Genomic DNA, 23268 nt, shown 5'->3' with positions numbered 1-23268 from the left:
GGCTCCACCCGATATTGACAATCCTATCGCAGTCCAACCATTCCGCACTTGATAAATCATCAGAAGATATAGACCAGTCCAATGAATTGATCCGTTTGCATTCTCCCGTGGCGGGACAAATCCACCACGCTCCAACTTCCGCACTGTCGGAAGCGTTTGCACGGGGGATGCCTCCTATAGCGACAATCCAGCCTTCCGGATTTTCCGTGGCAGTCACCAGGCAGAAACGGCCCCCTTTTGGGCCGTTCCATTGAACAATTTTTCTGTCTTTTTTTGATCAAGAAAAGAATATGGATGCCCGAACCGGTTCGCCATAGCCATGTTCATGGCTATCTGATAGCACGGACTGTCGGAATCCATGACGACGTAACGCCCCGTTTTGGCATATGGTGTCCGGTCGTGATTGGAAAAAGTTTTCATTTCCCTCACAATGCGTTCGGGAGGACGGTAGGTGTAGAAACCTTGCGCAAACTCCTTTTTGTTGGATTCGCCTCTGGAATCATATTTGGGGTAAACGGAATAACTTATATAGAAAGAAGATTCTGGAGTCAGGCAACGGGTGGAAAACAATTGTCCCTCCTTGGCCGTATGCGCCTTTTTTTCAACCCACGGAACGGGGTTTTCTGTAGGCGAAGCTTCGCAGATGGAAACGCTCAATGCTAAAATCAATGGAACGACGGATTTCATGGATGGGAAAGGGTGGTTAGTTAAAGTCTTTCCCGTCTTCTTGGCGTTAACGAGAAATGGATGGAACAAACGAACATCCATACCGCTTAATGAATTATTCTTCCCTCTACATTTTCCTCTTCCGGAATGCAAATTTAAACGGAAACAAGGAAAATGATTTTCCTTGTTTCACCCTGTTGTCGTCAAGGGCAGGTTGAACGTGCTGGCCATTGGTGACTGCGGCATCTATCCAGAAAAACGGAGCCTTATTGCAGTTTCTCTCTCCGCATGATCTCGGAGAGCACCAGGTAAAGGTCCGTCTTGTTGACGACGCCCAGAAGATGGTCGTTGTCCGGATTCACCAGGGCCAGGGATTCTCCGCAATGGGGGCGGGAGAAAATGCCCAGGGCTTCCGGCAGGTGCATGTCCGCGGGGAGGGTGGGCATGTCGTTGCGCAGCACGTCCATCGCAAGAACGGCCTGGGCCAGCTCCTTGTTGCGGGCGAAGGCCGCCACGTCTTCCGCTTCCACGCTGCCCAGGTATTTTCCGGCGGGGGAGGTGACGAAGATGGGATGCGCGGGATTCTTGATGAGCATGGCGGCGATAGTTCCGAATTTGTCCAGCGGATGCACCACGGGCGGATCTTTGCGCGCCACGTCCTGAAGCTGTACTTGGGCGAGCGGCTTGTCAAAGGTGCTCCTGGGGCCGAAGGCCAGGGAGTCATGGTACATGGACTGGGCCTTGGTCAGCCGCGCCGTACCGTAGGAAACCAGAACGCCGATGATGAGGGGGAACATCATCTGGCCGGCCATCGTGAATTCCACCACCAGCACCAGGGACGTGATAGGGGCGTTGGCCGCCGTGGTGAAGAAGGCGGCCATGCCCACCAGGGAATAGGCAATGGCGTGTTCCCCCGGCACGCCCATTTGCGTGAGCGCCGCGCTGAACAGGAAGCCGAAGACGCTGCCGATGGTCAGGCTGGGCGTCAGGGCCCCCCCCACGGTACCGACGCCGAAGACGATGGCAACGGTGCAGATTTTCAGGGCCAGCAGGATGGACGCCTTTGTCGTGTCGAACTCGTAGTGGATCAGAGCCGTGATGATGTTCTTCCCGTTGCCTACGATTTCCGGGTAGAAGATGGCGATGACGCCTACCAGCATGCCGGCGGCCATCAGGCGCACGGGCAGCCAGTGCCTTTTGCCGTTCAGGTATTGGCGGGATTTCTTCAGGACCAGCAGCCAGAGGCTGGCCAGCAGGGAGGCCAGGCACCCCAGCAGGACGCACCAGAGCACGTGCTGGTTGCCTGTCAGGGAGACTTCCTGCTGGAGCTGGTAGATGGGGGCCGGTTCATGGAAAAGCCCCATCGTGAAGTAACCCGCACAACTGGCGACCAGGAGGGGGGCCAGGAAGTCAATGGTCAGCGCTCCCAGAACAATCTCGCTGACGAACAGGCCGCCGGCCAGCGGCGTGTGGAAGGCGGCGGACATCCCGGAGGCGGCGGCGCAGGCCACCACCAGCCTCAGGCGCGGTGCGGAAAGGTGAAAGAAGCGGCCCAGGGCGGATCCCACCACGGCGGCGGACTGCACCAGCGGGCCTTCACGGCCTATGGAGGCCCCGGAACCGATGGAAAAGACGGCGGAAAGAGAGCGCAGAAGGCTGGGTTTGGGCGGCACGTAGCCATTGCCCAAGGCCACGGCTTCCATGTATTCCGTGGCTTTGGCCGGTACAAAGCGCTGCGTGAACAGGAGGGTCAGGCCGGCCAGCAGGCCACCCGCCGCAGGAACGAAAATACACCAGGCCCAGTCCTGGGAAGCCATTTCCTGGAAAGCCTGTATTTGCCTGTAACCGTGGCGGCCCGTCAGCAGGTCCTGCACCAGTTCCACACCCATTTCGAAAAGAAGGGCGGTCAGGGCGCCCAGGGCGCCGACAAGGGCCGCCCAGATGAAGATGACCTGCTTGTCTCCCAGCTTGATCTTCTCCCGCAGGTTCAGCGCCATGCGGAGCCAGGACCAGGACATATGCGTCTTGCCTGCGGTCTGGTCTTCCTCGTTCGTCATTGCAGGGCTTGTTGAAGGGATGACAGCAGGGTGGCTTCATCTCCCGTCCATTCCCCCCTGGGGCCCAGCGGGGCGTTTTTATGCCAGCGCAGCAGCTTCTGCATGGTGGTCAGGTAACCGGTGACCATGACAGTAGGGACGCCCAGCATGACAATCAGGTGGGCCGTCTGGGCGCCGTCCGGCCAGCGGATGCCCTCCGGGCTGATACCTACGGAGACATACATGGAATCCAGAGCCGTAGTGCGGCCGTGCGGCACCGCCAGCCCGTGGTCCAGATAGGTGGTTTGCGTTTCTTCACGCAGGAGCACGGCATTCTTGATATGCCTGGACTGTCTTTCATCAAGGACTTCCGCCATGGAATCCACCAGGGTTTCCAGAGCCTGTTCCTGTGTCGTGTCGGGCTGGAGTGTGCGTACGTGAATTTGAAGATTGTTTGCCACCGGGTCTGCTAAAGGCTTTTGGCTTTTCATTCTAGGAGGGGAACCATGATTATCAAGGAAATTCTGGCCTGCGGACGGGGAAGGAAGGCGTCTGGTGTCCTGGCACGGGAAAAACGCGCCGCGCCCGGCGGGTTCCGGGAGGCTTTTGGGGCGGTTTCGTCATGAAACGGCGTGTTTTGGGCTTTCTCTTCTCCGGAAATGAAGCTACCCTGCCGCCGTATGCAGGATTCGGAGGTAATCAAACTCGTCAAGCCCGTGCCGTCCGACAAACTGGCCATCCAGGTGCTGGTGATGTGGTATAATGCGGTGCGCCCCAAATGGAAAAAGCCGCTGGATCTGACGATTACCGGCTTTTTTGTGCTGATGACCCTGTATTCCTTTTCCCTGCGTCCGCTGCCTCCGTTCGCGTGGTTTTCCCTGGCCGGGGCCCTGGCGGCGATCATTCTGTCCTGGTTTTACGTCCCCTTTCTGGCGAAGGCCGCACTGACCGCCAACAAGAAGGTGCCGCTGTATTATCAGGAAAAAGACTACGTTTTCCATGAAGACTACCTGACTTTTTCCAGTGAAGGCGTGGACCCCCTGAACATTCCCTATGACCGCTTTACGACGCTTTGCAGGACGCGCCAGGCTCTTCTCTTCCTGTTCGGCAAAAAACTCGTGCTGTGGCTCCCTCTGCACATCATGAGCGCGGAGGAAATGGAAAGCATCATGAACCGGTTCCACAATCACGGGGTGGAGGTGAAGGAACTTTACTGATGAGGAGGCGCTGGCCGGATGCCGGAGTTGCGGAAAAGGGTAAAGGTGCAGCATCTGAAAAATCGCATTTTCCGGGCTTTTTGATTGAGCGGAGGTGCAAAACGGGTAGGGTAGGCCCATGTCACGTTATAATGGAGAACAGGTACTGGTGGTTCCCCGCGCCGTCTTTGAGGAAGCCGGTTATTTCCAGGGACACCGCGAGGGAGGGGAACATTATCTGGACGCGTTCATGAAGCCCGGAGTTGCTTCCTTCATGGACCGGGAAGCGGCGGAAAACGATCCTTCCCACAAGCAGATCATCGCCTATGCCATCTTCTGCTACCAGGGCCGCATCCTGCACTACACCCGCGGTGGTTCGGGGGGAGAGGCCCGTCTTCATGACAAGGGTTCCATCGGCATAGGCGGCCATATCAATCCGGTGGACCGCCAGTCCGGCCATGACAACGTTTCCACCTATCTGGCCGGTGTGGAGCGTGAAATCCGCGAGGAGCTCGTCATTGACGGCGGCTGCACCCAGCGCGTACTCGGCGTGATCAACGACGATTCCAATGAAGTGGGCGCCGTGCACCTGGGCATCGTCCATTTGTTCGAACTGGATACGGACCGGGTGCGCGCCAATGAATCCGCCCTGGACAATCTGCGCTTTGTAACTCCGGAAGAATTGTCCGGAGATATGTTTAATAAGCTGGAAACCTGGTCCCGGCTTGCCCTGGAGTTGTTCAGGAAAAGGCGTTCCTGATTTTACTGTTTTGCGGGGCAATGCTTCTACCGCATTGTTCCGGACAGGCTATTCCGGGGTTGCGTTGCCGGAAAAGCGGCTCCTTACCTGGTTTCAGCCGCGGCGGCGACGGCCGAGCAGGAGCCCCAATCCCAGCAGTCCGAGCGAGGCTGAGGCCGGTTCCGGAACGGCACTCAGAGCGTATTCCTTCATCTGGTCTTCTGTCAGGGCTCCCATATACAGGTCAAAGTTGTTCAGGGTATATTCCCCGGTGATCCCGTTCGGGACGCTCCAGGTATTGCCGGAACCGTCCTTGGCGGAGAAGTTGAGCTGGGTCATGGTGACGCTGCCGAACCTGACGCCGGTGCCGTTCAAAGATGCAAGAGTGGTCAGTGAAGACGTGTCATTGCCCAGCATGGCGGAAATGGTGACATTTCCATTACTGTAAGTGTAAAACAGGGTAAGGGGCTGTTCTGCGGAATAGCCGGACAGGGTATTCGTTTTCCAGGGGGAAGCGGCAACGGTGCCTCCGTTGTAGTTAAAGCCTCCCACGCACAGGGTAAGGTCTCCGGAATCCGTCAACTGAAAGCCCATTCCTTCCAGGTTCTTGTAGTTGGAGGTGGTGTTATAGGTGAACAGTAGGCCCACATCCGTTCCGGAGGTGGCTTCCAGACCGGAAATGGTGAATGCCATGGTCCATGAAGTGGTTCCGCTCACCGGAACGGTGGTGGGAGAAGAGACATTCAGAGTATCTCCGTTGCTTCCGTCGTAGATGGTATAATCCTTTGAATAAGCCGGATTCAGATCATTGATGGAAGCGCCGCAGCACAGGCTGCTTCCCAGAATGGCGGCCAGGAGGGACAGGTATTTGGTCTTCATATTGATTGCTCTAGCAGATTGGAAAAATGCTCCCGGGCAGGAGAACATCCGTTTTTTATCGGATTCTTAATCCGCCTGTAACATCCGCTTCAGTAAACAGTGATAAAGACTAGAGAATCATAGGGGAATGAATTTAAAAAAAGACCAGATATGTAAAACTTCCATGGGAATCAATGTTTTATGATAAATAATTCATTCACCGTTAATATTTTTAATTGTTGGCGGATTAAGAATTCGCCGCGGCATTGAAAATTCGCTGTAAGATCAGGAACTGTATTGGGTTGTGCATAATTATGGAATATAAAAACCATGGATAATTAATTCCTGAAAAACAAGATGGAGAATTTATCAGTATGTTAAATGTCCATGAATTAACCTTAAATCAATTTTGGAATGGAGCCCTTATACCCGGAAACCGTGCCGGGAGGGGGAAAAAAGAAGGAGATAAAGAAAGAATCCATACCGCCCGGCATCATGCGGCGGAAATGGCAGGGGATAATTCATTGAGTTCTTGTCCCGGAATTATAAAGCGCCTTTAGCGGAAAGGAGGGGAAAGGGGCCGTTCTGACCGGCAGGACCGGAAAGAAAGGGAAAATTCGTTTCTCCACATTACCGGAAAGAAAAATCCCCGGCAAGTTGTACTTGCCGGGGGATGAAAGAACAGTCAAAGAATCTCCCATTTTAAGGGACAGGCTTTTTTATCGCCTGGAAGGGCCGTCCATGATAGCCTTGTGGCTCATGTTCCAGCCGCCGCCCAGTGCCGTGTACAGGGATACCAGTGTGCTGGCGTGCTGATAATAGTACTGGGAGAGCTGGATCTGCGCCGGATACAGGTTCTGCTGGGCGTACAGCACTTCAATGTAGTTGGAAAGGCCAGTGCGGTAGCGTTCAAAGGAAAGCTTTACGGCCGTCTGGTAGGCTTCCACGGCTTCAGACTGGATGGTCGTAATGTCGCGGAGCTTGGTGCGCTGGATCAGTGTGCTGGAGACTTCAGACAGGGCGTTGAGCACGGTTTGTTCGTAGTCGTTCTTGGCCGCCAGGAATTCCGCCTTGGCCGCCTTTTCAGAGGCTGTGAGCCTGCCCGCCTGGAAGAGAGGTCCCGTCAGGTTGGCCCCAATGCCCCAGCCGCTACGGCGTCCCTGCACATGGCGCAAGTCACTTGAGGCGATGCCTCCGGCTGCCGTCAGGGAGATGGTCGGGAAGTAGTCGGCAATGGCCGCGCCTACGTCGGCATTGGCGGCGCGCAACTGGTATTCGCTCTGGCGCACGTCGGGCCTTCTGGAAAGGATATAGGCCGGTATGCCGGCGGGAACCTTGATATTGTAGGAAATATCGCGGAGGCTTCCGGAACGGCGGATATGGCCGGGAGCGCGTCCCGCCAGGGCGGAGACAGCGTTTTCCAGATTGGCTATTTGCGCTTCAATAGCGGGAATCTGTGCCTGGGAGGAGGCCAAGGCAGCCTTGGCGGAAGATACTTGGAGCTTGTCGCCTACCTCGCCTTCCAGCTGTTCGTCAAACAGGCGGAGGCATTCGGAATAGGATTCCACGGATTTCTGCACAATGGCAAGCTGTTCGTCCAGTTGGAGGAGTTGGAGATAGGAGTCAGCCACCTGGCGGAGCAGGGAGAGCATCAGGGCGCGCTGGCCTTCTTCGGAAGCCAGGTAATCCGCACGCGCCGCTTCCGTCAGACGGCGGGTCTTGCCCCAGATATCCAGTTCCCAGGAGATGCCGCCGTCAATCATGCCGGGCGTCAGCGTGGTGCCTGTGGTCTGCACGATGTTGCCGCTGGTGTAGTTGGCCCCCTTGCTGAGGCTGCCGGCATAGTCCGCCCACGGGAAGAGAGGGGCTTCCGTCACGGTAATGTACTGGCGTGCCTTTTCCACGCGCGCCATGGCCGCCTTCAGGTCACGGTTATTGTTGTAGGTGTCCGTCAGGAGGTCTTGAAGGTCCTTGTTCTTGAATACTTTCCACCAGGGGAGGTCTGCGATGGATTCCGTGGATGCTCCGGCGCCCCTGAATGCAGCGGGCATGGGCATGTCCACGGGCTTGAAGTCGGGGCCCATCATGCATGAGGAAGCCGTCACGACAGTCCCGAGCAGAATGAGGCGTGTGATATATTGATTCGGTCGCATATGCGTATGTGTGTTTTAAATGTGGTCAGGGGCGTTGTCAGCCTTTCAGTGATTCATGGGCTTCATGAAAGAGGTGCTTGCGGGCGATGATTTCATCCGGATCGTCCGTTTCCACGGTCTTCCGGGCGATGCGCACGCGGAAGAGCTTCATGATGAAGTAGAAGGAACTCGGAATGAGGAAGATGCCCACGACTGTCGCCATCGTCATCCCGGCGATCACCACGATCCCGATGATGTTGCGGGAGTAGGCTCCGGAACCGGAGGCGATGGCCAGCGGTACGCAGCCCAGGATGAAGGCGAAGGAGGTCATCAGGATGGGACGCAGGCGGATTCTGGCCGCGGAAAGCGTGGCTTCCATCAGCGTCTTGCCGCGCTCCATCTCAATGACCGCGAATTCCACGATCAGAATGGCGTTCTTGGCCGCCAGCCCGATGAGCATCACCAGGCCGATCTGTGCGTACAGGTTCAGTTCATAGCCGAACCAGTACAGGCCGAGAAAGGCGCCCAGGGCCGCAATCGGCACCGTCATGAAAATACTGAGCGGAAGGGCCCAACGTTCATACAGGGCCGCCAGGATCAGGAACACGAAGATGGAGGAGAGCATGAAAATCTGCACGATGTTGATGCCGTTCTGGATTTTCTGTTCCTGATAGCTCATGTCCGCGTAACTGTAGCCCATGTCTGTGGGCATGCAGGCCTCGAACGTTTTTTGCAGGGCCTCCATGGCCTGGGAGTTGGAGAAGCCCATGGCCGGAGTGACCATGAGTTTGGATGAGTTGTACAGATTCTGGCGCAGCAGGAATTCCGGCCCCTTGGTGTCCGTGATCTTGACGAGCGTGGAGAGGGGTACGGAACTGCCCGTGTCGTTCTTCACGTAGAAGTTCTTGAGCATGTCCGTTCCGTTCCGGTCGTCGCCCTGGGCCTGGATGTACACCTGCCATTGCTGGCCGTACAGCGTGATGTAGTTGATGAACAGGGAGCCCATGTACGCCTGGAGCAGGTTGTTGGCCTCGCTGATGCTGACGCCCAGCGTGGCGCATTTTTCCTCGTCCAGCCGCACGTCCTTTTGATCCACGGCAAAGGACATGACGCTGCGCACGCTGCCGTTATGGAGAGGATCAAAAATCGGAAGCTTGCTGGCCTCCTTCACGAAGATGTCCGTCTGTTCGGCCAGGTATTCCGTTCCCTTGCCGTCGCGGTCTTCCAGCATGAATGTGACGCCGTTAGCGGAACCCACCCCCGCAATGGCCGGAGGCTGGAAGCACATGGTGACGCCTTCGGAAACCTTGGTGCTCAATAGTCTGTTCAGCTCGGCGGTAATCGCCTTGGCGCTTTGGTCCGGATTGGGGCGTTCCTCCCAGGGCTTCAGCATCACAAAGAAGAAGGCGTTGTTCGTGCTCTGCACTCCGGTAAGAAGGCTGAACCCGGAAATGGCGATCACATCCTTGACGTTCGGATTCTGCCGGATCAGTTCGCTGACCTTGTCCGCGGCGGCGGTCGTGAGCTGGAGGGAGCGCGCTTCCGGCATGATCAGGGCGGAGAACAGGTAGCCCTGGTCTTCGTCCGGCAGGAAGCCGTTCGGAATGTGCTTGGCTACGGGGATGATGGCGTACGCGATCAGGGCCAGCAGAGGAATGGAAATGATGAGCTTCCTAGTCAGGAAGTGGCATATCTTCGTGTAGCCGCTGGCGGTGGCGTCATAGCCCCGGTTGAAGACGCGGTAGAAGAATTTCAGGGGGCCGCCCTTGTTCGGGTCCTTGGGCTTGAGCAGGATGGCGGACAGGGCCGGCGAGAGCGTCAGCGCGTTGAACGCGGAAATCAGCATGGAAATGGCAATGGTCACGGCGAACTGCTGGAACAGCGTGCCCGTGATGCCGGGAAGGAGCAGGGACGGCAGGAACACCGCCGCCAGTACGAGGGCAATGGCGATGACCGGGCCGGACACTTCCTCCATGGCGGCGAAAGCCGCCTGGCGCGGCGTCAGGCCGCGCTCCATGTGGGATTCCACGGCTTCCACCACCACGATGGCGTCGTCCACCACCAGGCCGATGGCCAGCACCATGCCCATCAGGCAAATGGTGTTCAGCGTGAAGCCCAGCAACGGGAACAGCGCGAAGGTGGCGATGATGGAGACCGGTACGGCGATGGCGGGAATCAGGGTGGCGCGCCAGCCCTGCAGGAAGACGAATACCACCAGCACCACGAGGAGGAGGGCTTCCACCAGCGTGTGTTCGATTTCCACAATGGAGGCGCGCACGGCCAGCGTGGTGTCCAGCGTCATGTTGTATTCCATGCCGGGCGGGAAGCTGCGGGAACGTTCTTCAAAAAGCTTTTTCAGGGCGTCCACCGTATTGATGGCGTTGGAGCCGGGGGCCGCATACACGGCGATGGCGCCGGAGTCCTTCCCGTTGTACTTGCTGGATACGTTGTAGGTCTGGGAGCCCAGTTCCACCTTGGCGATATCCTTTAGGTAGAGCAGCTTGTTTCCGTTGGCACGGATGATGATGTCGCCGAATTCCTCAGCGGTCTTCAGGCGTCCCTTGGTCTGGATGCTGTACGTGAATTCCGTTCCGGGAGGCGCCGGTTCCGCGCCGATCTGGCCGGCGGGAATCACGGTATTCTGTTCACGAATGGCGGCCTGAACTTCTCCCACGGAGATGTTTTGGGCAGCCATCTTGGTGGTGTCCAGCCAGATGCGCATGGCATAGCGGCCCGCGCCGAACACCTGCACGTCGCCCACGCCAGGGACGCGTTTGACGGGATCCACCAGGCTCACGTAGGCGTAATTACTCAGGAAAATGGCGTTCAGGCTGTTGTCCGGGGAGTACAGGTTGAGCACGGCCAGCGGGCTGCCCGTGGACTGGGTGATGGTGATGCCCATCTGGGCCACTTCCGACGGAAGCTGGGCGGTGGCCTGGCCGTAGCGCATGTAGGCCAGCGTCTGGTCCATGTTCGGGTCTGTTCCTACTTCAAAGACGATGCTCAGGGAGCAGATGCCGTTGTTGGCGTTCGTGGAAGTCATGTAATCCATGCCCACCACGCCGGAAATGGACTGTTCCAGCGGGGAGGCTACGGAGTTGGCCACCGTTTCCGCATTGGCGCCCGGATAGGTCGCCTGCATCTTGATGGTGGGCGGGACGATGTTCGGGTACTGCTCAATGGGGAGCCCCAGCAGTGCCAGGCCGCCGAGCAGGATCATCACGATCGAAATGACGATGGCGATGGTCGGGTGTTTGATGAAAAAGCTGGACATGGTGTTAGATCATGGAATTGCGCGGAAGAGCGGCGGGGAATGCGGCTTCTCGGGAAAGAATGTTATTTGGAGGCCGGCTGGGCGTTGTCGTGGTGCATGCCTTCCGGAGTTTTGGCCTTTTCAAAGGACTGGGCGCCTACGGAGGGCATGACGGGCTGGGAGACGACATGCTTGTAGGGAGTCGGGTTGACAGGGGCTTGTCCCTGCAATCTGGCGGCCTGCTGAATGCCTTCCACCACAATGGGGCTGTCCTTCGTGAACGTGGAATTGGGCATCGGAATAATGTCGATCACCTGCATGCCGTCAACGACGGGTCCGGTTTGCACCACCTGCATGTGGGGAATGTTCTTGTCGTCCAGATAGACGATGAATTTGGCACTCTGGTTGGACAGGATGGAGCGTGGCGGAACCAGCGTGGCGTTTTTCAGGATTTTCACAGTGGCCTGGATGCGGACGAACATGCCGGGGCGCAGGATCAGATTCGGGTTGGGAATGTGGCCGACGACATTGATAGTGGCCGTCTGGGTGTCCACGTTGCGGTCGGCCGCCACGGAGTAGCCTTGCTGGGGGTAAAGGGTGCCGTTGGGAAGGATGACGTTGAACTTGAATCCCTTTTTGCCGTTTGAACTTTCATCCAGGGAGCTGAGGTCCAGAAAATCCTTATCGCTGGGGTTGAAGTCCACGCGGATGGGATCAATGGCGGAAATCGTGGTCAGAGGCGTGGGGCTGGAGGGAGTGAGCAGGTTGCCGATGGAGGGAGTCGCCAGGCCGGCCAGGCCGGAAATGGGGGCGGTGATTGTCGTGAACTTGAGATTGATCTTCGCCTGGTCCACCTGCGCCTTGGCCGTAGCGATGGCGGCTTGCGTTTCCTGAACCTGTTGCAGGGCGTCGTCCAGCTGCTTGCGGCTGACGGACCCGGACTTGACCAGCGGGGTATAGCGTTCTACGTCCAGCTGGTATTTCTTCAGTGTGGCTTCGTATTGTTCCAGGCGTCCCTGGGCCTGTTCCAGCGTTGCCTGGAAGGGGCGCGGGTCAATCTGGAAAAGCGTCTGGCCCTTCTTGACATAGGCGCCGTCCTTGTAGTCCTTGGAAAGCAGGTAGCCCGTCACCTGGGAGCGGATTTCCGCGTCTTCCGTGCCGCGCAGGTTGCCTATCCATATCGCCTTGATCGGCACGTCTTCGGTCACCAGCTTGGTTACCTGCACGTCAGGAACGAGAGCCTGCGGTTGGCCGGCTCCGGCATCCTTTTTTTCACAGGAACTTAAAATTATCACCGGAGAGCACAGGAGAATGGTGGTGGCGGCAATCGTCAAAGGCTTGTTGTACATAAATGAACGCGGTTGTTTACAAACTGGATTGCCGAAAAGTGCGGCAAGTCGCGTGAATTTTGCTTTTTTTTCACCAAAAGTCAACGCAAAGATATGTCCTCTTTCATGTGAAATATGCGTAATATTATCATAGTGAATGGATAAAATAATTGAACAAATGTATAATATGTTATTCCTTGTCGTGATGATGACAGGGAGAACCGCGAATGGCGATTTTCCGCTGGCATTCAGGAGGTCAGCCGTCTTTTGCGGAGCATGGCGTCCATGTTCGGCTTTCTCCCCATGAAATCGGTGAACTGCTGCATAGGTGGGACCGTGAATCCCTTTTCCAGGATGGCTTTCCGGAATTTTCCGGCGGTTTCTCTGTTCAGCAGCCCAGAATGTTCGAAAGCCTCGAAAATGTCCTTGTCCAGAACCTCCGCCCAGCGGTAGGAGAAGTAAAAAGAGGCATAGCCGGAAGAAGAGGCGAACAAATGGCGCGCCGTCCTCAGCCTTCCGGCCTGCCTGCAATCCTTGAAATATTCCAGGTCTCCCGCCACGATGGAATCCACATCATCCAGGGAACACGCCGCAAACCGTTCCGGATCCATGTGAACGGCCAGGTCCGTTTTCGCATACAGAAGTTGTGAAACCAGCGTAACAGCGGGCGTGTTGCCGCGGGATTCCTCCAGGGACCGCAGCATGTCTTCCGGGATGGGCTGTCCCGTTTTTTCATGCCGGGCAAAACTTCTCAAAATATCAGGATGGGAACACCAGTTTTCCATGAACTGGGAGGGGACTTCCACGAAATCCCGCGGAACGCTGGTGCCGGCCAGGGAAGGGATGGAAACTCGCGAAAACATCAGATGCAGCAAATGGCCGAATTCATGAAAAAGAATCCTGACCTCCCTGTGAGAAAGAAGAACCGGCTCCCCATCCGCGGGTTTTTGTACATTCAGGCAGATCATTCCCAAGCGCGGTTTGCCGGGCTTGCCGCCCGCAGGCGGGGCGCCTGCATCCAGCGGTGACATCCACGCTCCGGCCCGCTTGTTGCTGCGGGCGAAAATATCCAGGTAAAAATACCCCAGCCGTTCTTCCTTGCCGTCGTCAATGGCAAAAAAGCGGACGTCCGGATTCCAGACCTCCGCCTCTCCGCCTTTTTCCGGTCCGGAAATGCCGGTCAATGGTTTCCGGACAGGGAGTTCCGTTACGCGGATGCCGTACAATTGTTCCGCCACGCCAAAGAGTCCGGCCATGACGCGGGGAAGGGGGAAATAATGCCGCAGTTCTTCCCGGTCCAGGCGGAAGCGCTCTTCCGCCTGGAGGTTGGCGTAATAAACCGTGTCCCAGGGGTGCAGGCTGACCTCTTTATTCTCCGTAAGCCGTGCCTTGACCTGGCGCAGAGACTCCATTTCCCTGAAAAACGGCTCCTTCACCCTGTCCAGAAGTCCGTTGACGAACCGCATGGCCTCTTTTCCGTTTCCGGCCATGCTCTGTTGCAGCGCATAATCGGAATACGTCCTGTAGCCGCACAACTGCGCTTTCTCGCTGCGCAGGGAAAGCATTTGCCTGACGACCGGTTCCGTGTCGTAGCTGTCCGTAGCCAGGGTTTGAAGATGTTCCCACAAATCCTTGCGGATTTTTTCACTCCGCACCTTCTCCATCACCCGTCCGGCAGCGGCGGAATTCAGGGTGAACGTCCAGCCGGGGCCGGTTTCTCCGGGATGGCGGGAGCGGAATTCCTGCGCCGCCTGCCGCAGCGTTGTCCGGCTCAGGCCGTCCAGGGCGTCGGCGTCGTGTACCGTCCAGCTCCAGTTCTTCCGGGCGTCCATGTACAGATTGTTGAAACGCTGGGCACACAGGGCCAGCTCCCTGTCAATGACTTCCAGCCTGGCGCGCTTTCCGGGCGGCAGGTCCGCCCCGTTATCCCGGAAGCTCTGCATGCACAGTTCCATGTAACGTTTTCTTTCAGGGTCCGCAACCACATCGCCCAGCCGGACATGGGCGGTTTTCAGGGTATTCCACAGGGACTGGTTTTTGGTGAGGGAAGAATGGAACGCGACTGCGAGCGGGGTGGCCTCATCCATGGCCTTCCGGATGGAATCGCTGTCGCACAGGCTTTTCAGGGCATATGCCTTGGCCATCGGCTCCGTCAGGGAAACATTGACCTCTTCCAGTGCGCCGAATGTATTTTCATACGTTATTTCTTCCGGAGCTGTGCGGCAGATCCGGTCCACTGCTTCATGGGCGCGCCGTATGGCTTCCTTCACGTCCGGCTGCAGGCGGTCCGCTGCCAGGGCACTCCAGCGGATGGGGCGTGAAGTATCCAGAAAGGGGTGGGCCGAAGACGCGGCAATGCAGGGAACCAGGCCGGAAAGGATCAGTGGAAGAAAAGCACGGAACAGGCGGATGCGGAGCATGCGTTCCACTTTAATGAATGCCTTCCCTTCATTCAAGCTCCGCGCTTTTTGTGTCTGCAAACGGCGGGAGGCCGGGACTGCCCTTGAATGCTGGCCCCTTTGCATGTATGAAGAAATGCGATGCCTGCCAAAATCCATCTCTACGACACCACGCTGCGCGACGGAGCGCAAAGCGAAGACGTGAATCTGAGCGCAACGGACAAGGTCCGGATCGCCCGCCAGCTGGATTATCTGGGTATGGACTACATTGAGGGAGGCTGGCCCGGCGCCAACCCCGTGGAAACGGAATTCTTCAAGGCCATGCGGGAGGTGGAGCTCAAGAACGCCAAACTGGCCGCGTTCGGCAGCACGCACCATCCGGCGCGAACGCCGGAGACGGACCCCACCTTGAACGCCCTGATATCCTGCGGAGCGCAGGTGGCCACCATCTTCGGCAAATCGTGCCCCCGCCACGTGGAAGTGGCGCTGGGCATTTCCAGGGAGCGAAATCTGGAAATTATCGGGGACTCCGTGGCCTTCCTCAAAAAGCATTTGACGGAAGTTTTCTTTGACGCGGAACACTTTTTCGACGGATTCAAGCGGGACGCCGAATACGCCCTCAGCGTTCTTCAGGCCGCCCATGAACACGGTGCGGACTGCCTCATCTTGTGCGATACCAACGGCGGCACGATGCCGGAGGAAACAGGCTCCATCATCAGGACGGTGAAGGAACGCCTGCCCGGCGCCGTCCTGGGCATCCACGCCCACAACGACTGCGAGCTGGCCGTGGCCAACAGCCTGGCAGCCGTCATGAACGGCGCCGTGCAGGTGCAGGGCACGGTCAACGGCATCGGGGAACGCTGCGGGAACGCCAACCTGTGTTCCGTGATACCCAATCTTCAACTGAAAATGGGCGGTTTTTCCTGCCTGAGCGAGATTTCCCTGACGCGCCTCAAATCCACGGCGGCCTTTGTTTCGGAAGTGTCCAACCTGGCTCCCTTCCGGCGGCAGCCCTTTGTCGGGAACTCCGCCTTCGCACACAAGGGCGGCGTGCACGTAAGCGCCATCATGAAAGACTCCGCCCTTTACGAGCACATGGACCCTTCCCTGGTAGGGAACGCGCAGCGCGTGCTGATGACGGAGCAGGGGGGGAAAAGCAACATTCTTTCCCTGTCCCGTACCCTGGGCTTTGAGCTGGAAAAGGGGGACCCGGTGCTGGATGTCCTTTCCGCCGCCGTGAAGAAAAACGCCGCCCTGGGGTACGACTACGTAGCCGCCCCGGCCAGTGCCGAACTGCTCTTCCTGCGCCATATGCCGGACAAGGCGCTGAAACCCTACTTCAACATCCTGCGCACCGTCGTTCTTACCTCCCGCCATGAAATGGACCCGGACATGATGGTGGAAGCCTCCCTTAAAATAGACGTGCACGGCAACGTGGAACATACTGCCGCCGGCGGCTTCGGGCCCGTGCATGCGCTGGACCGCGCCTTGCGACGCGCCCTGACGCGCTGGTACCCGGAACTGGAGCAGATGCACCTCATCGATTACAAGGTGCGCGTGCTTTCCCCCACCCGGACGAACATTCCGGATGCCGCTGAGGAAAACGGAACCGGCTCCAATGTCCGTGTTCTCATTGAATCCTCGGACGGCGTCGCTACCTGGACTACGGTGGGCGTCTCCTACAACATCATTGAGGCCAGCCTGGAAGCCTTGGCGGACGCCGTCACGTACAAGCTCTACAAGACGGAGCAGGCCAGATGGCGCGCGGAATGCTGATGAACGGTTCTCTCTAAGGAGTTCATAGCCGTTTGGATAGGTATGGGTTTGTTAAACGGGCTTCCCGTATGAGGAGGCTGTCCCCCTTGGCGGACTGTGTTTTTACAATATTCGATGGTCATGAAGACAGGGATGACATTGTTCCGGGTTCCTGTACAGCGACACATTAATGATAAATGTGTACTTTCCATGAAAGTGCAATCTGGCATCCCGGCAGGAGGAAAAGGGATGCTCCTGATAAAATTCATTTAAATTTTACTTCATCCGGCGTAGGCATGTTCTCCGGAAGGTCAAAGGGAGGGATGGCGGGACAATGGTAATGAAACAGATGGGAGATGGGACGTCCGTTTCGTGGTTAGAGGACGGCTTTTAGGTTTAAAATGAAATACTTGAATAGTACTTGGGAATTCATTGGCATAACGATGGTTTTCAACGTCGTACATCAATGTCCAGTTAACGGTTGAAAAAATGCCGTACCGTTTGTTTGTTCCATGTTGCCCCCTTCTGGTATATTCGCCCAACAAGGCGACCCCCTGGACAACCACGCATAAATACGGGCGGCTTCCCAAGCTTACAGGTTGTTGCCGGCCATGGCGGAGGATGAGTTCCTGATTGAATGGAATGATCAGCACCGGAAGCCATCCGCGGGAACCGGGCCATTCCGGGAATGCAGATAAAGACTTCCATTCCCGCTGTACGACCGGCAGTTGATTTCTCATGACCGTCCATAAATAATCACGGCAAAGAGGCTGGTTTAACATTATCCATAATAGATGGGGAGGCATTGTATTGCGGTTGTAGGCCTCTACAAATTCCTCGCCGCAACTGCGTACAAAGCTCAATTCCCAAAGCGGGAGGCCAAGTTTCGTTCCGTTTCACATCATTCCACTAGCTGCCGGTAGCTGCAGATATGGTTGACCGCCTCCCGATTGATCTCCACCCATACCGTCTTGTTATTTAAAGACGGCATGGAGAACAAATTCACCCCGGCATGGACTTGCTGAAGAAGCGTCAACCCTAAAAGAACGCAATAAATGGAAATACCGGGACGGCAAATAAATACCCTTTTCATTTTTTATCCTTCTTTTACCTTCTTCAGGAATTTGATATTGATGTAAATCAATAAATATGAATATCCATTGATTCAATTGAATTTAAAAATGCTTTTCTGGACAATGTGTTTCTATGCAGGAAATGATGTCTGTGTTCTTGTTACCTCATAAAAATTAACGGAGATGAACCTAAATAGTATGTTTGCATTTTTAGTTAAGAATCTTTTTCAATGCGCTCTTGCATTTATATCATTTTCTCTTTGCTCAAGATAGAGTCTCGGCCCTTTCTTTAAAGGGGGAATAGTTTATTCCGCAGATTAGATAAGTTAATCCCGCATTGTTCGTTTGCTCTGGGGCCCGATCCATTTTTTCGCCCATTTGGGATCCATTTTTATCATTCTTTTTGCTTCAACGGTGAAACGATGTCCATGAATCACAAACCCAGTCAGGGCCACTTCCTGGTTACCTCCCACCAAGAATACTCTTTCAGTCTGATCAGTTCTTCTTCCAAGTTAGGTGGACGTCATCATTATCAAACAAGAATATTATATCTTCCGGCGGTTCTCCTTTGGGAAGCTCAGATCTGACCTTTAGTTTTTTATGGAAATTTTTCCTGTCGCTTACACGCGTCCAGTTTATATCTACCGTATCCGGTATCGGTCCATGTTTGTTCACCATTTTGTGATGCGCGATCATTCCAGGATAAAGAACTCCCCCAGCACTGTGAAAATCATTAAAGCTGCCTTTCACATTTTCCAGAGGAGTCTTCCCTTCATTCTTATATACAAAGTTATATTCCTTGTTCATCATTTGACAGGATGAATAGAAGAAAAAAAGGAATATGGGGAATAAAATTTTAATAAAAATCATAAGTTATAAATCCATTTCGGCAACCAAAATAGAAACAATGGAAATCAGAATCCACAAAAATCCATATATATTATTGTTTTTTCTAAATAAAATAAAAAATCCTAATAACATTGAAAATAGGGAAAGGATATAAATGATATACGAAAAAAGAAGCCGTGCCTCCAAATTACTTTCTCTGACAAGAATTTTTCCAATGACTAAACAACAAGGATATATAATAAGATAAGCCCATTTCATTTGATAACCCAATTTCTCTCTACTTAAGTTGGTATAAAAAGATATGTTCCCGCAGCTTCAATATCAATCTCCACCCCACCATAAGTGAGAATGCCTTCCCGTGTCAATTCAAGTTGGATTTCGATTTTACGCTGTCCGGTTCTACCTGTCCGAAGGATAGTGCCGTTATAATGCCTTTTCGTGGTCAGGGCAGCTTCTGAGGGATGCTTTTGCGTAGTGATGAGGGCCGATCAGGGTTGAAAAGACCGGATATTCGAGTTGATGTTGAAGCAGCTACGCAAGTCCCCGCCGATGCCGTACCCCGCAAGCTTCAGAAGAGGGCACGGGGCAGTTGGCGTGTGGAATGCGGCCGCGGCGGTGGGCTACATGGATGCCGCCCCCGTTTCGGAAACATATTCGGAACCGTGGTACAGCAGTTTGCCCTCCTTGATACTGAAGTACAAATCCGCATACCAGCCGCCGGTCTGATAGCTGATGAACAGCAGCGGCCTTCCGTCTTCGCATTTGTGGAACCAGTTTTTCAGGGCGTCATAGAAAACAGTAATGCTGGAGCATCCCTGTTCGACAGTACCCCGCGTCAGGGTGCACGGCACCATCCTGCCCCGGATGTCCATGTACCATTGCTGCCGGTCCTTTTTGGCAAACAGGGACAGGGCGTGCATGTTTCCGTCCCGCTCGCAGGCAATGTCCCACTGGTGGGCGTAGGGCGGCCGTTCACCGCCTTCCAGGTCTCTTCTCGTTTCCCTGCACAGGGCGGGAGGTTGGGCTGCTTCCGTATAGACTTCCGGTTGGGAGGAGGTTACAGGCCCTGTCCATTCGGGGTTAATGGAGGAAACGATTTCGGCGGCCTGTTCGGGCGTAAATGTGCGGATGCCCTCGCGGCAAGGTACGGGCAGGGAGGAAAAGGGAGGCGGCGGTTTTTCTATTTTACTTTTCTTTAACGCGTTCTTTTCTTTCCTGCTTCCCATGGGCGGCAGGAGGCTTCCCTGTTCGGGCTCGGGTTCGGGAAGCCTGAAAAATTTCCTTTCCGGAGGCTGTCCTGCATTGGGAATGAATTTGGGCCGTAAACCGGCAGGAAGCGCCGTCAGGCTCATGGAGATGGCTATTCCCATGAGCGGAAGGATGTAGAGGGTGAAAAACAACACCCGTGATTTTTTGTACACGAGGAACCAATTGAAAAAACATACCATGAACACCAGTACCGACAGGGAAATGATCAACAGGAAAGTTTCATCAAGACGCAATGTTCTGGGAATGAGCAGGAACACGCCCCCGAAGAACAGGTACGCGAAAAGAAGATAACTGGCAATGCATTTGCTCATGCCGTATTCGCTGCCCTGGAAAAACAGGTCGAATGAGATGATCTTCAGAAACAGGCTGGAACCTCGGCTGCCTTCTTTCCTGTGCTGGTTCATGATTCTATCCTGTAACTCATTTGTTCTTTTAAGTCAATCGGGTTGGAGGCGCAAGCCCAGCCGTTTTTATGGTCAGCCGGTTTTTCCGGAAAATGAATGCGGAAGTGCGGATGGAGGAAATGGCGGTATTTTCCCCGTTTCCGCCCGGTGGGCCGCATCTGCCAGGGGGCAAATAAAACATTGACCGGACGGGAGGGAAGTTTTATTCTGAAAGCCTCATTCAACCGGAGGAAGATTACAGCCGTGGAGGACGATATTATTTGCACAGAAAAAATCATTGCGGAACGCAAGACGTTCTTTCTTGATCTCAAACAGAATGCGCGCGGCAAAGTGGTGCGTATTACGGAAAAGGTGAGTTCCAACCGGGACCGGATCATGGTTCCCGCGGAAATTCTGGATGATTTCATCGCCGCTCTCCAGGATATCCGGGAAACGCTGAAGCAGCAGGGGGAATAAGTTCCTCTGTTTTTTCTTTATTTTAATGAAAGCGGGGCTGTGGTTGTCCCGCTTTTTCGCGGTATCCGGATGGCTGGGAATCCGGCAGGCAAAAAGTGGCTTTGTCTGAATTAGGCGTTGTCAAAAATAAAAAAGGGAGTATTTTTGCTTCCCGGTTTTGCCGTCCCCCTATCTCTGTATTCCGGCGCATGCTGCGCTCCGGAGGCACGGGGGCGGAATGTTTATGGCAACCACTAGTATTTCAGACATATGACGACACAACAGGAATTGACTCCGGAGCTGATAAGGGCCGCGCTGACAACGGTTAAATTCCCGGGTTTCAGCCGCGACATCGTATCCTTCGGGCTAGTGAAGAAGATCGACATTGACGCTGAAAACAATGTCACGATTGATTTGGTGATTGAGAGCAAGAATGCGGATATTCCCCGTTACATTTTTGAAGGCGTTCATGGTGTGATGAAGCATCTGCCCGGCGTAAAGCATTGTGACGTCAATATTGAACACAAGGCTCCGGAAGCTAAAAAGGGAGTCAATGACGATCCCTCCACCTGGAAATCCTCCGTCCCCGGCGCCAAGCACGTGATCGCCGTTGCCTCCGGCAAGGGCGGGGTGGGCAAATCCACCGTTTCCGCCAACCTGGCGGTGGCCCTGAGCAAGCTGGGCTATTCCGTGGGCCTGGTGGACCTAGATATTTACGGTCCCTCCATGTCCCTGATGTTCGGCACCAAGGAACGGCCCGGAGCCAATGAGAATGACGAATTTCTTCCGGTAACGGCCCATGGCGTGAAGCTCCTTTCCATGGGGCTGCTGATCAACGAATCGGACCCCGTTGCGGTGCGCGGCCCCTTGGCGACGCGCTACGTTCAGCAGTTCCTGCGCAACGTGGCTTGGGGGGACGTGGATTTCCTGATTCTGGACCTGCCGCCCGGCACCGGAGACATTCAGCTCACGATTGTCCAGACGGCTGAACTGGATGGCGTAGTGGTGGTCACCACCCCGCAGGAGGTCGCGTTGATTGACGCCCGCAAGGCCATCGGCCTCTTTGAACGGGTGGAAACCCCCATTCTGGGCGTGATTGAAAACATGAGCTATTTCCAGTGCCCCTCCGACGGCAAGATTTACCACATCTTTGGAGAAGGCGGCGGCGAGCGGGAAGCGGCCAAGCTGGGCGTGCCCCTCCTCGGCAAGATTCCGTTGGATATCGCCACCCGCTCTGGCGGGGACGAAGGACGCCCCGTGGCTCTGGAAGACCCTGAAAAGAACCCGGTTTCCGCCGCGTTCCGCCAGGTAGCTGAACAATGCGCCCGCGTGGTGCTTGACCGCTGAATGTCCGGACGGGGCAGGAGGCCCCGGTCCGGTTGATACCCTTAACCTTGAAGCCGGGTTGGAGCCTGCCGCTCCGGTCCGGCTTGTTTGCCGGCATGTTCCGGCTCCCTGAAGGAGGAATGCATGGAAGGAAAGAAAGAAATGAATAAGACGTGGAATTTGAAGGAGATGAAAAAACTGATACCGCTGGCCCTCCCGGTGCTGGTGGTCAACCTCTCCATTGTGGGCATGGGAGCGGTGGACGCCATTGTGGCCGGGCGCGCCGGCGTGACGGACATGGCCGCCGTGGCGCTGGGGTCTTCCGTGTACCTGCCTGTGGCGCTGTTTGCCTGCGGCGTACTGATGATCATCGGCCCCGTGATTGCCAACATGCGGGGGAAAAGCCATGAAAGCCGCGTAGGTTACATGACCAACCACGGCCTGTGGCTGGCGCTGATGCTCAGCCTGGTTTCCATGCCGGTCATTTATGTGCTGAGAAACGTGTTCGGCTGGATTTCCGATGACGTCGCCATGTGCCAGATGGCTTCCGCCTACATGTTCGCCATCATGTGGGGACTGCCCGCCAACCTGGGATTCGTGGCCCTCAAGAGCCTGAACGAGGGGTCCAACATGACCCGGCCAGCCATGTACGTGGGGCTGTGCGGGCTGCTGCTCAACATTCCGCTGAACTACATCTTCGTCTTCGGCCTGTACGGTTTTCCGCGCATGGGCGGAGCGGGGTGCGGCGCGGCCACGGCAGTCATCTTCTACATTGAATTCCTGCTGATGTTCCTGCTGGTCTATCTGAATCCCAAGCACAGGCCGTACCGCAGGCACATCGTTTCCTGGCGGCGCCCCACGCCTTCCGTCATCACTCACCTCATGCGGCTAGGCGTGCCGATAGGCGTTTCCCAGTTGTGTGAGGTGATGCTCTTCTGCGCGGCCGCGCTGGTGCTGGCCCCGTTGGGAGAAACGCAGGTGGCCAGCCACCAGATTGCCGGGAACGTGGGCGGCCTGGTCTTCATGCTTCCGCTCTCCGTAGGGCTGGCGGCCTCCATCCGCGTGGCGTACCACCACGGCAGGAAGGATCTGGCGGGCACCAAATCCGCCGTTCTGTCCTCCTATGTGCTGGTGCTCACCATCTGCCTGTGTACGTTTGGCGGCATCACCCTGTTCCGGGAGCAGATTGTGCACTTGTACAATGATTCGGAGATGATTGTCAGCACGGCTTCCGTCCTGCTGATTCTGGCGGCGGCCTACCAGCTTCCGGACTGCCTGCAGGTGCTCTCCGTCGGGGTGCTGAGAGGCTTCCGGGACACCGCTTCCATCACCGTCATCACCTTCTTTTCCTACTGGATCGTCGGGTTCCCGGTGTGCTATATCCTGGCCCGTACCAACTGGATTGTTCCGGCCATGGGCGCGCGCGGCATCTGGATAGGGTTCATCATCGGCTTGTCCGTGGCGGCTGTGCTCCTGCTCTGGCGGGTAAGGCGCACCACCAGGCGGGAGTTCGCCCGCATGCGCTTAAGCGGAGAATGACTTTTTCTCCG

17 protein-coding genes are annotated in these 23268 nt (G+C 55.8%); 6 read left to right on the top strand and 11 right to left on the bottom strand.

Annotated features, from left to right (window positions below):
- Window positions 1-213: 213 nt before the first annotated feature.
- The 3 genes from V3C19_RS07905 to V3C19_RS07895 form a co-directional block, all read right to left on the bottom strand.
- Window positions 214-768, bottom strand: coding sequence for a hypothetical protein (locus V3C19_RS07905; protein ID WP_295934614.1), 555 nt, complete (start codon window positions 766-768; stop codon window positions 214-216).
- 164 nt (window positions 769-932) lie between these two features.
- On the bottom strand, window positions 933-2723 hold the full coding sequence (locus V3C19_RS07900; RefSeq protein WP_130083761.1) for a chloride channel protein: 1791 nt from the start codon (window positions 2721-2723) through the stop codon (window positions 933-935).
- Window positions 2720-3193 carry a PTS sugar transporter subunit IIA gene (locus V3C19_RS07895; RefSeq protein WP_130083760.1) on the bottom strand — a complete coding sequence of 158 codons (474 nt, stop codon included), beginning with the start codon at window positions 3191-3193 and terminating at the stop codon, window positions 2720-2722. The genes V3C19_RS07900 and V3C19_RS07895 overlap by 4 nt, the downstream gene beginning before the upstream one ends.
- Before the next feature lie 168 nt (window positions 3194-3361).
- Here V3C19_RS07895 and V3C19_RS07890 point away from each other — a divergent pair, with 168 nt between their 5' ends.
- Entirely contained in the window at window positions 3362-3919 is a 558-nt protein-coding gene (locus V3C19_RS07890) for a hypothetical protein (protein ID WP_130083759.1), read from the top strand.
- Window positions 3920-4037: 118 nt separating this feature from the next.
- Window positions 4038-4658: a hypothetical protein gene (locus tag V3C19_RS07885; RefSeq protein WP_295934611.1), complete on the top strand. Its 621-nt coding sequence runs from the start codon at window positions 4038-4040 to the stop codon at window positions 4656-4658.
- 93 nt (window positions 4659-4751) lie between these two features.
- On the opposite strand, the gene V3C19_RS07880 is transcribed toward V3C19_RS07885, so the two are convergent.
- From V3C19_RS07880 to V3C19_RS07860, 5 genes are all read right to left on the bottom strand, one after another.
- The gene (locus V3C19_RS07880; RefSeq protein WP_295934609.1) at window positions 4752-5516 is read right to left on the bottom strand and encodes a PEP-CTERM sorting domain-containing protein; all 765 of its coding nucleotides are present in this window, start codon (window positions 5514-5516) and stop codon (window positions 4752-4754) included.
- Between the two features lie 698 nt (window positions 5517-6214).
- Window positions 6215-7648 (bottom strand): efflux transporter outer membrane subunit, encoded by a 1434-nt coding sequence (locus V3C19_RS07875; RefSeq protein WP_130083756.1) that lies wholly within the window; start codon window positions 7646-7648, stop codon window positions 6215-6217.
- 37 nt (window positions 7649-7685) lie between these two features.
- Entirely contained in the window at window positions 7686-10901 is a 3216-nt protein-coding gene (locus V3C19_RS07870) for an efflux RND transporter permease subunit (protein ID WP_130083755.1), read from the bottom strand.
- Between the two features lie 62 nt (window positions 10902-10963).
- Window positions 10964-12229, bottom strand: a complete 1266-nt coding sequence (locus V3C19_RS07865; protein ID WP_130083754.1) for an efflux RND transporter periplasmic adaptor subunit — start codon at window positions 12227-12229, stop codon at window positions 10964-10966.
- A 227-nt stretch (window positions 12230-12456) separates the two neighbouring features.
- Window positions 12457-14628, bottom strand: coding sequence for a M3 family metallopeptidase (locus V3C19_RS07860; RefSeq protein ID WP_161981280.1), 2172 nt, complete (start codon window positions 14626-14628; stop codon window positions 12457-12459).
- Window positions 14629-14748: 120 nt separating this feature from the next.
- Between V3C19_RS07860 and cimA the strand changes: the two genes are divergently transcribed.
- A complete protein-coding gene (gene cimA / locus V3C19_RS07855) occupies window positions 14749-16383 on the top strand; it encodes a citramalate synthase (protein ID WP_130083752.1) in 1635 nt (544 codons plus the stop codon).
- Between the two features lie 290 nt (window positions 16384-16673).
- Here the strand turns inward: cimA and V3C19_RS07850 are convergent, their stop codons facing one another.
- The 3 genes from V3C19_RS07850 to V3C19_RS07840 form a co-directional block, all read right to left on the bottom strand.
- On the bottom strand, window positions 16674-17102 hold the full coding sequence (locus V3C19_RS07850) for a hypothetical protein (RefSeq protein ID WP_154301835.1): 429 nt from the start codon (window positions 17100-17102) through the stop codon (window positions 16674-16676).
- Between the two features lie 828 nt (window positions 17103-17930).
- Window positions 17931-18245, bottom strand: a complete 315-nt coding sequence (locus tag V3C19_RS07845) for a hypothetical protein (RefSeq protein WP_295875345.1) — start codon at window positions 18243-18245, stop codon at window positions 17931-17933.
- A 659-nt stretch (window positions 18246-18904) separates the two neighbouring features.
- A complete protein-coding gene (locus V3C19_RS07840) occupies window positions 18905-19957 on the bottom strand; it encodes a hypothetical protein (RefSeq protein WP_130083745.1) in 1053 nt (350 codons plus the stop codon).
- Between the two features lie 243 nt (window positions 19958-20200).
- Between V3C19_RS07840 and V3C19_RS07835 the strand changes: the two genes are divergently transcribed.
- From V3C19_RS07835 to V3C19_RS07825, 3 genes are all read left to right on the top strand, one after another.
- A complete protein-coding gene (locus V3C19_RS07835; RefSeq protein ID WP_012421062.1) occupies window positions 20201-20413 on the top strand; it encodes a DNA/RNA-binding protein in 213 nt (70 codons plus the stop codon).
- A gap of 249 nt (window positions 20414-20662) precedes the next feature.
- On the top strand, window positions 20663-21739 hold the full coding sequence (locus V3C19_RS07830; RefSeq protein ID WP_130083743.1) for a P-loop NTPase: 1077 nt from the start codon (window positions 20663-20665) through the stop codon (window positions 21737-21739).
- A gap of 168 nt (window positions 21740-21907) precedes the next feature.
- Window positions 21908-23257: an MATE family efflux transporter gene (locus V3C19_RS07825; protein ID WP_161981667.1), complete on the top strand. Its 1350-nt coding sequence runs from the start codon at window positions 21908-21910 to the stop codon at window positions 23255-23257.
- The last annotated feature ends 11 nt before the right edge of the window (window positions 23258-23268 follow it).

The organism is Akkermansia sp. AE01SA01 (assembly GCF_036417395.1).
In the GTDB taxonomy this organism is placed as follows: Bacteria; Verrucomicrobiota; Verrucomicrobiia; order Verrucomicrobiales; family Akkermansiaceae; genus Akkermansia.
This window is presented reverse-complemented; position numbering and strand designations above follow the sequence as displayed.

Bases quoted from the DNA above. Each gene is read 5' to 3' on its own strand.
- V3C19_RS07830 (WP_130083743.1), top strand. From the start codon at position 20,663: ATGACGACACAACAGGAATTGACTCCGGAGCTGATAAGGGCCGCGCTG.
- V3C19_RS07875 (WP_130083756.1), bottom strand. From the start codon at position 7,648: ATGCGACCGAATCAATATATCACACGCCTCATTCTGCTCGGGACTGTC.
- V3C19_RS07895 (WP_130083760.1), bottom strand. From the start codon at position 3,193: ATGAAAAGCCAAAAGCCTTTAGCAGACCCGGTGGCAAACAATCTTCAA.
- V3C19_RS07840 (WP_130083745.1), bottom strand. From the start codon at position 19,957: ATGAACCAGCACAGGAAAGAAGGCAGCCGAGGTTCCAGCCTGTTTCTG.
- V3C19_RS07905 (WP_295934614.1), bottom strand. From the start codon at position 768: ATGGATGTTCGTTTGTTCCATCCATTTCTCGTTAACGCCAAGAAGACG.
- V3C19_RS07870 (WP_130083755.1), bottom strand. From the start codon at position 10,901: ATGTCCAGCTTTTTCATCAAACACCCGACCATCGCCATCGTCATTTCG.
- cimA (WP_130083752.1), top strand. From the start codon at position 14,749: ATGCCTGCCAAAATCCATCTCTACGACACCACGCTGCGCGACGGAGCG.
- V3C19_RS07850 (WP_154301835.1), bottom strand. From the start codon at position 17,102: ATGAGAAATCAACTGCCGGTCGTACAGCGGGAATGGAAGTCTTTATCT.
- V3C19_RS07900 (WP_130083761.1), bottom strand. From the start codon at position 2,723: ATGACGAACGAGGAAGACCAGACCGCAGGCAAGACGCATATGTCCTGG.
- V3C19_RS07860 (WP_161981280.1), bottom strand. From the start codon at position 14,628: ATGCTCCGCATCCGCCTGTTCCGTGCTTTTCTTCCACTGATCCTTTCC.
- V3C19_RS07880 (WP_295934609.1), bottom strand. From the start codon at position 5,516: ATGAAGACCAAATACCTGTCCCTCCTGGCCGCCATTCTGGGAAGCAGC.
- V3C19_RS07890 (WP_130083759.1), top strand. From the start codon at position 3,362: ATGAAGCTACCCTGCCGCCGTATGCAGGATTCGGAGGTAATCAAACTC.
- V3C19_RS07885 (WP_295934611.1), top strand. From the start codon at position 4,038: ATGTCACGTTATAATGGAGAACAGGTACTGGTGGTTCCCCGCGCCGTC.
- V3C19_RS07825 (WP_161981667.1), top strand. From the start codon at position 21,908: ATGAAAAAACTGATACCGCTGGCCCTCCCGGTGCTGGTGGTCAACCTC.
- V3C19_RS07845 (WP_295875345.1), bottom strand. From the start codon at position 18,245: ATGATGAACAAGGAATATAACTTTGTATATAAGAATGAAGGGAAGACT.
- V3C19_RS07865 (WP_130083754.1), bottom strand. From the start codon at position 12,229: ATGTACAACAAGCCTTTGACGATTGCCGCCACCACCATTCTCCTGTGC.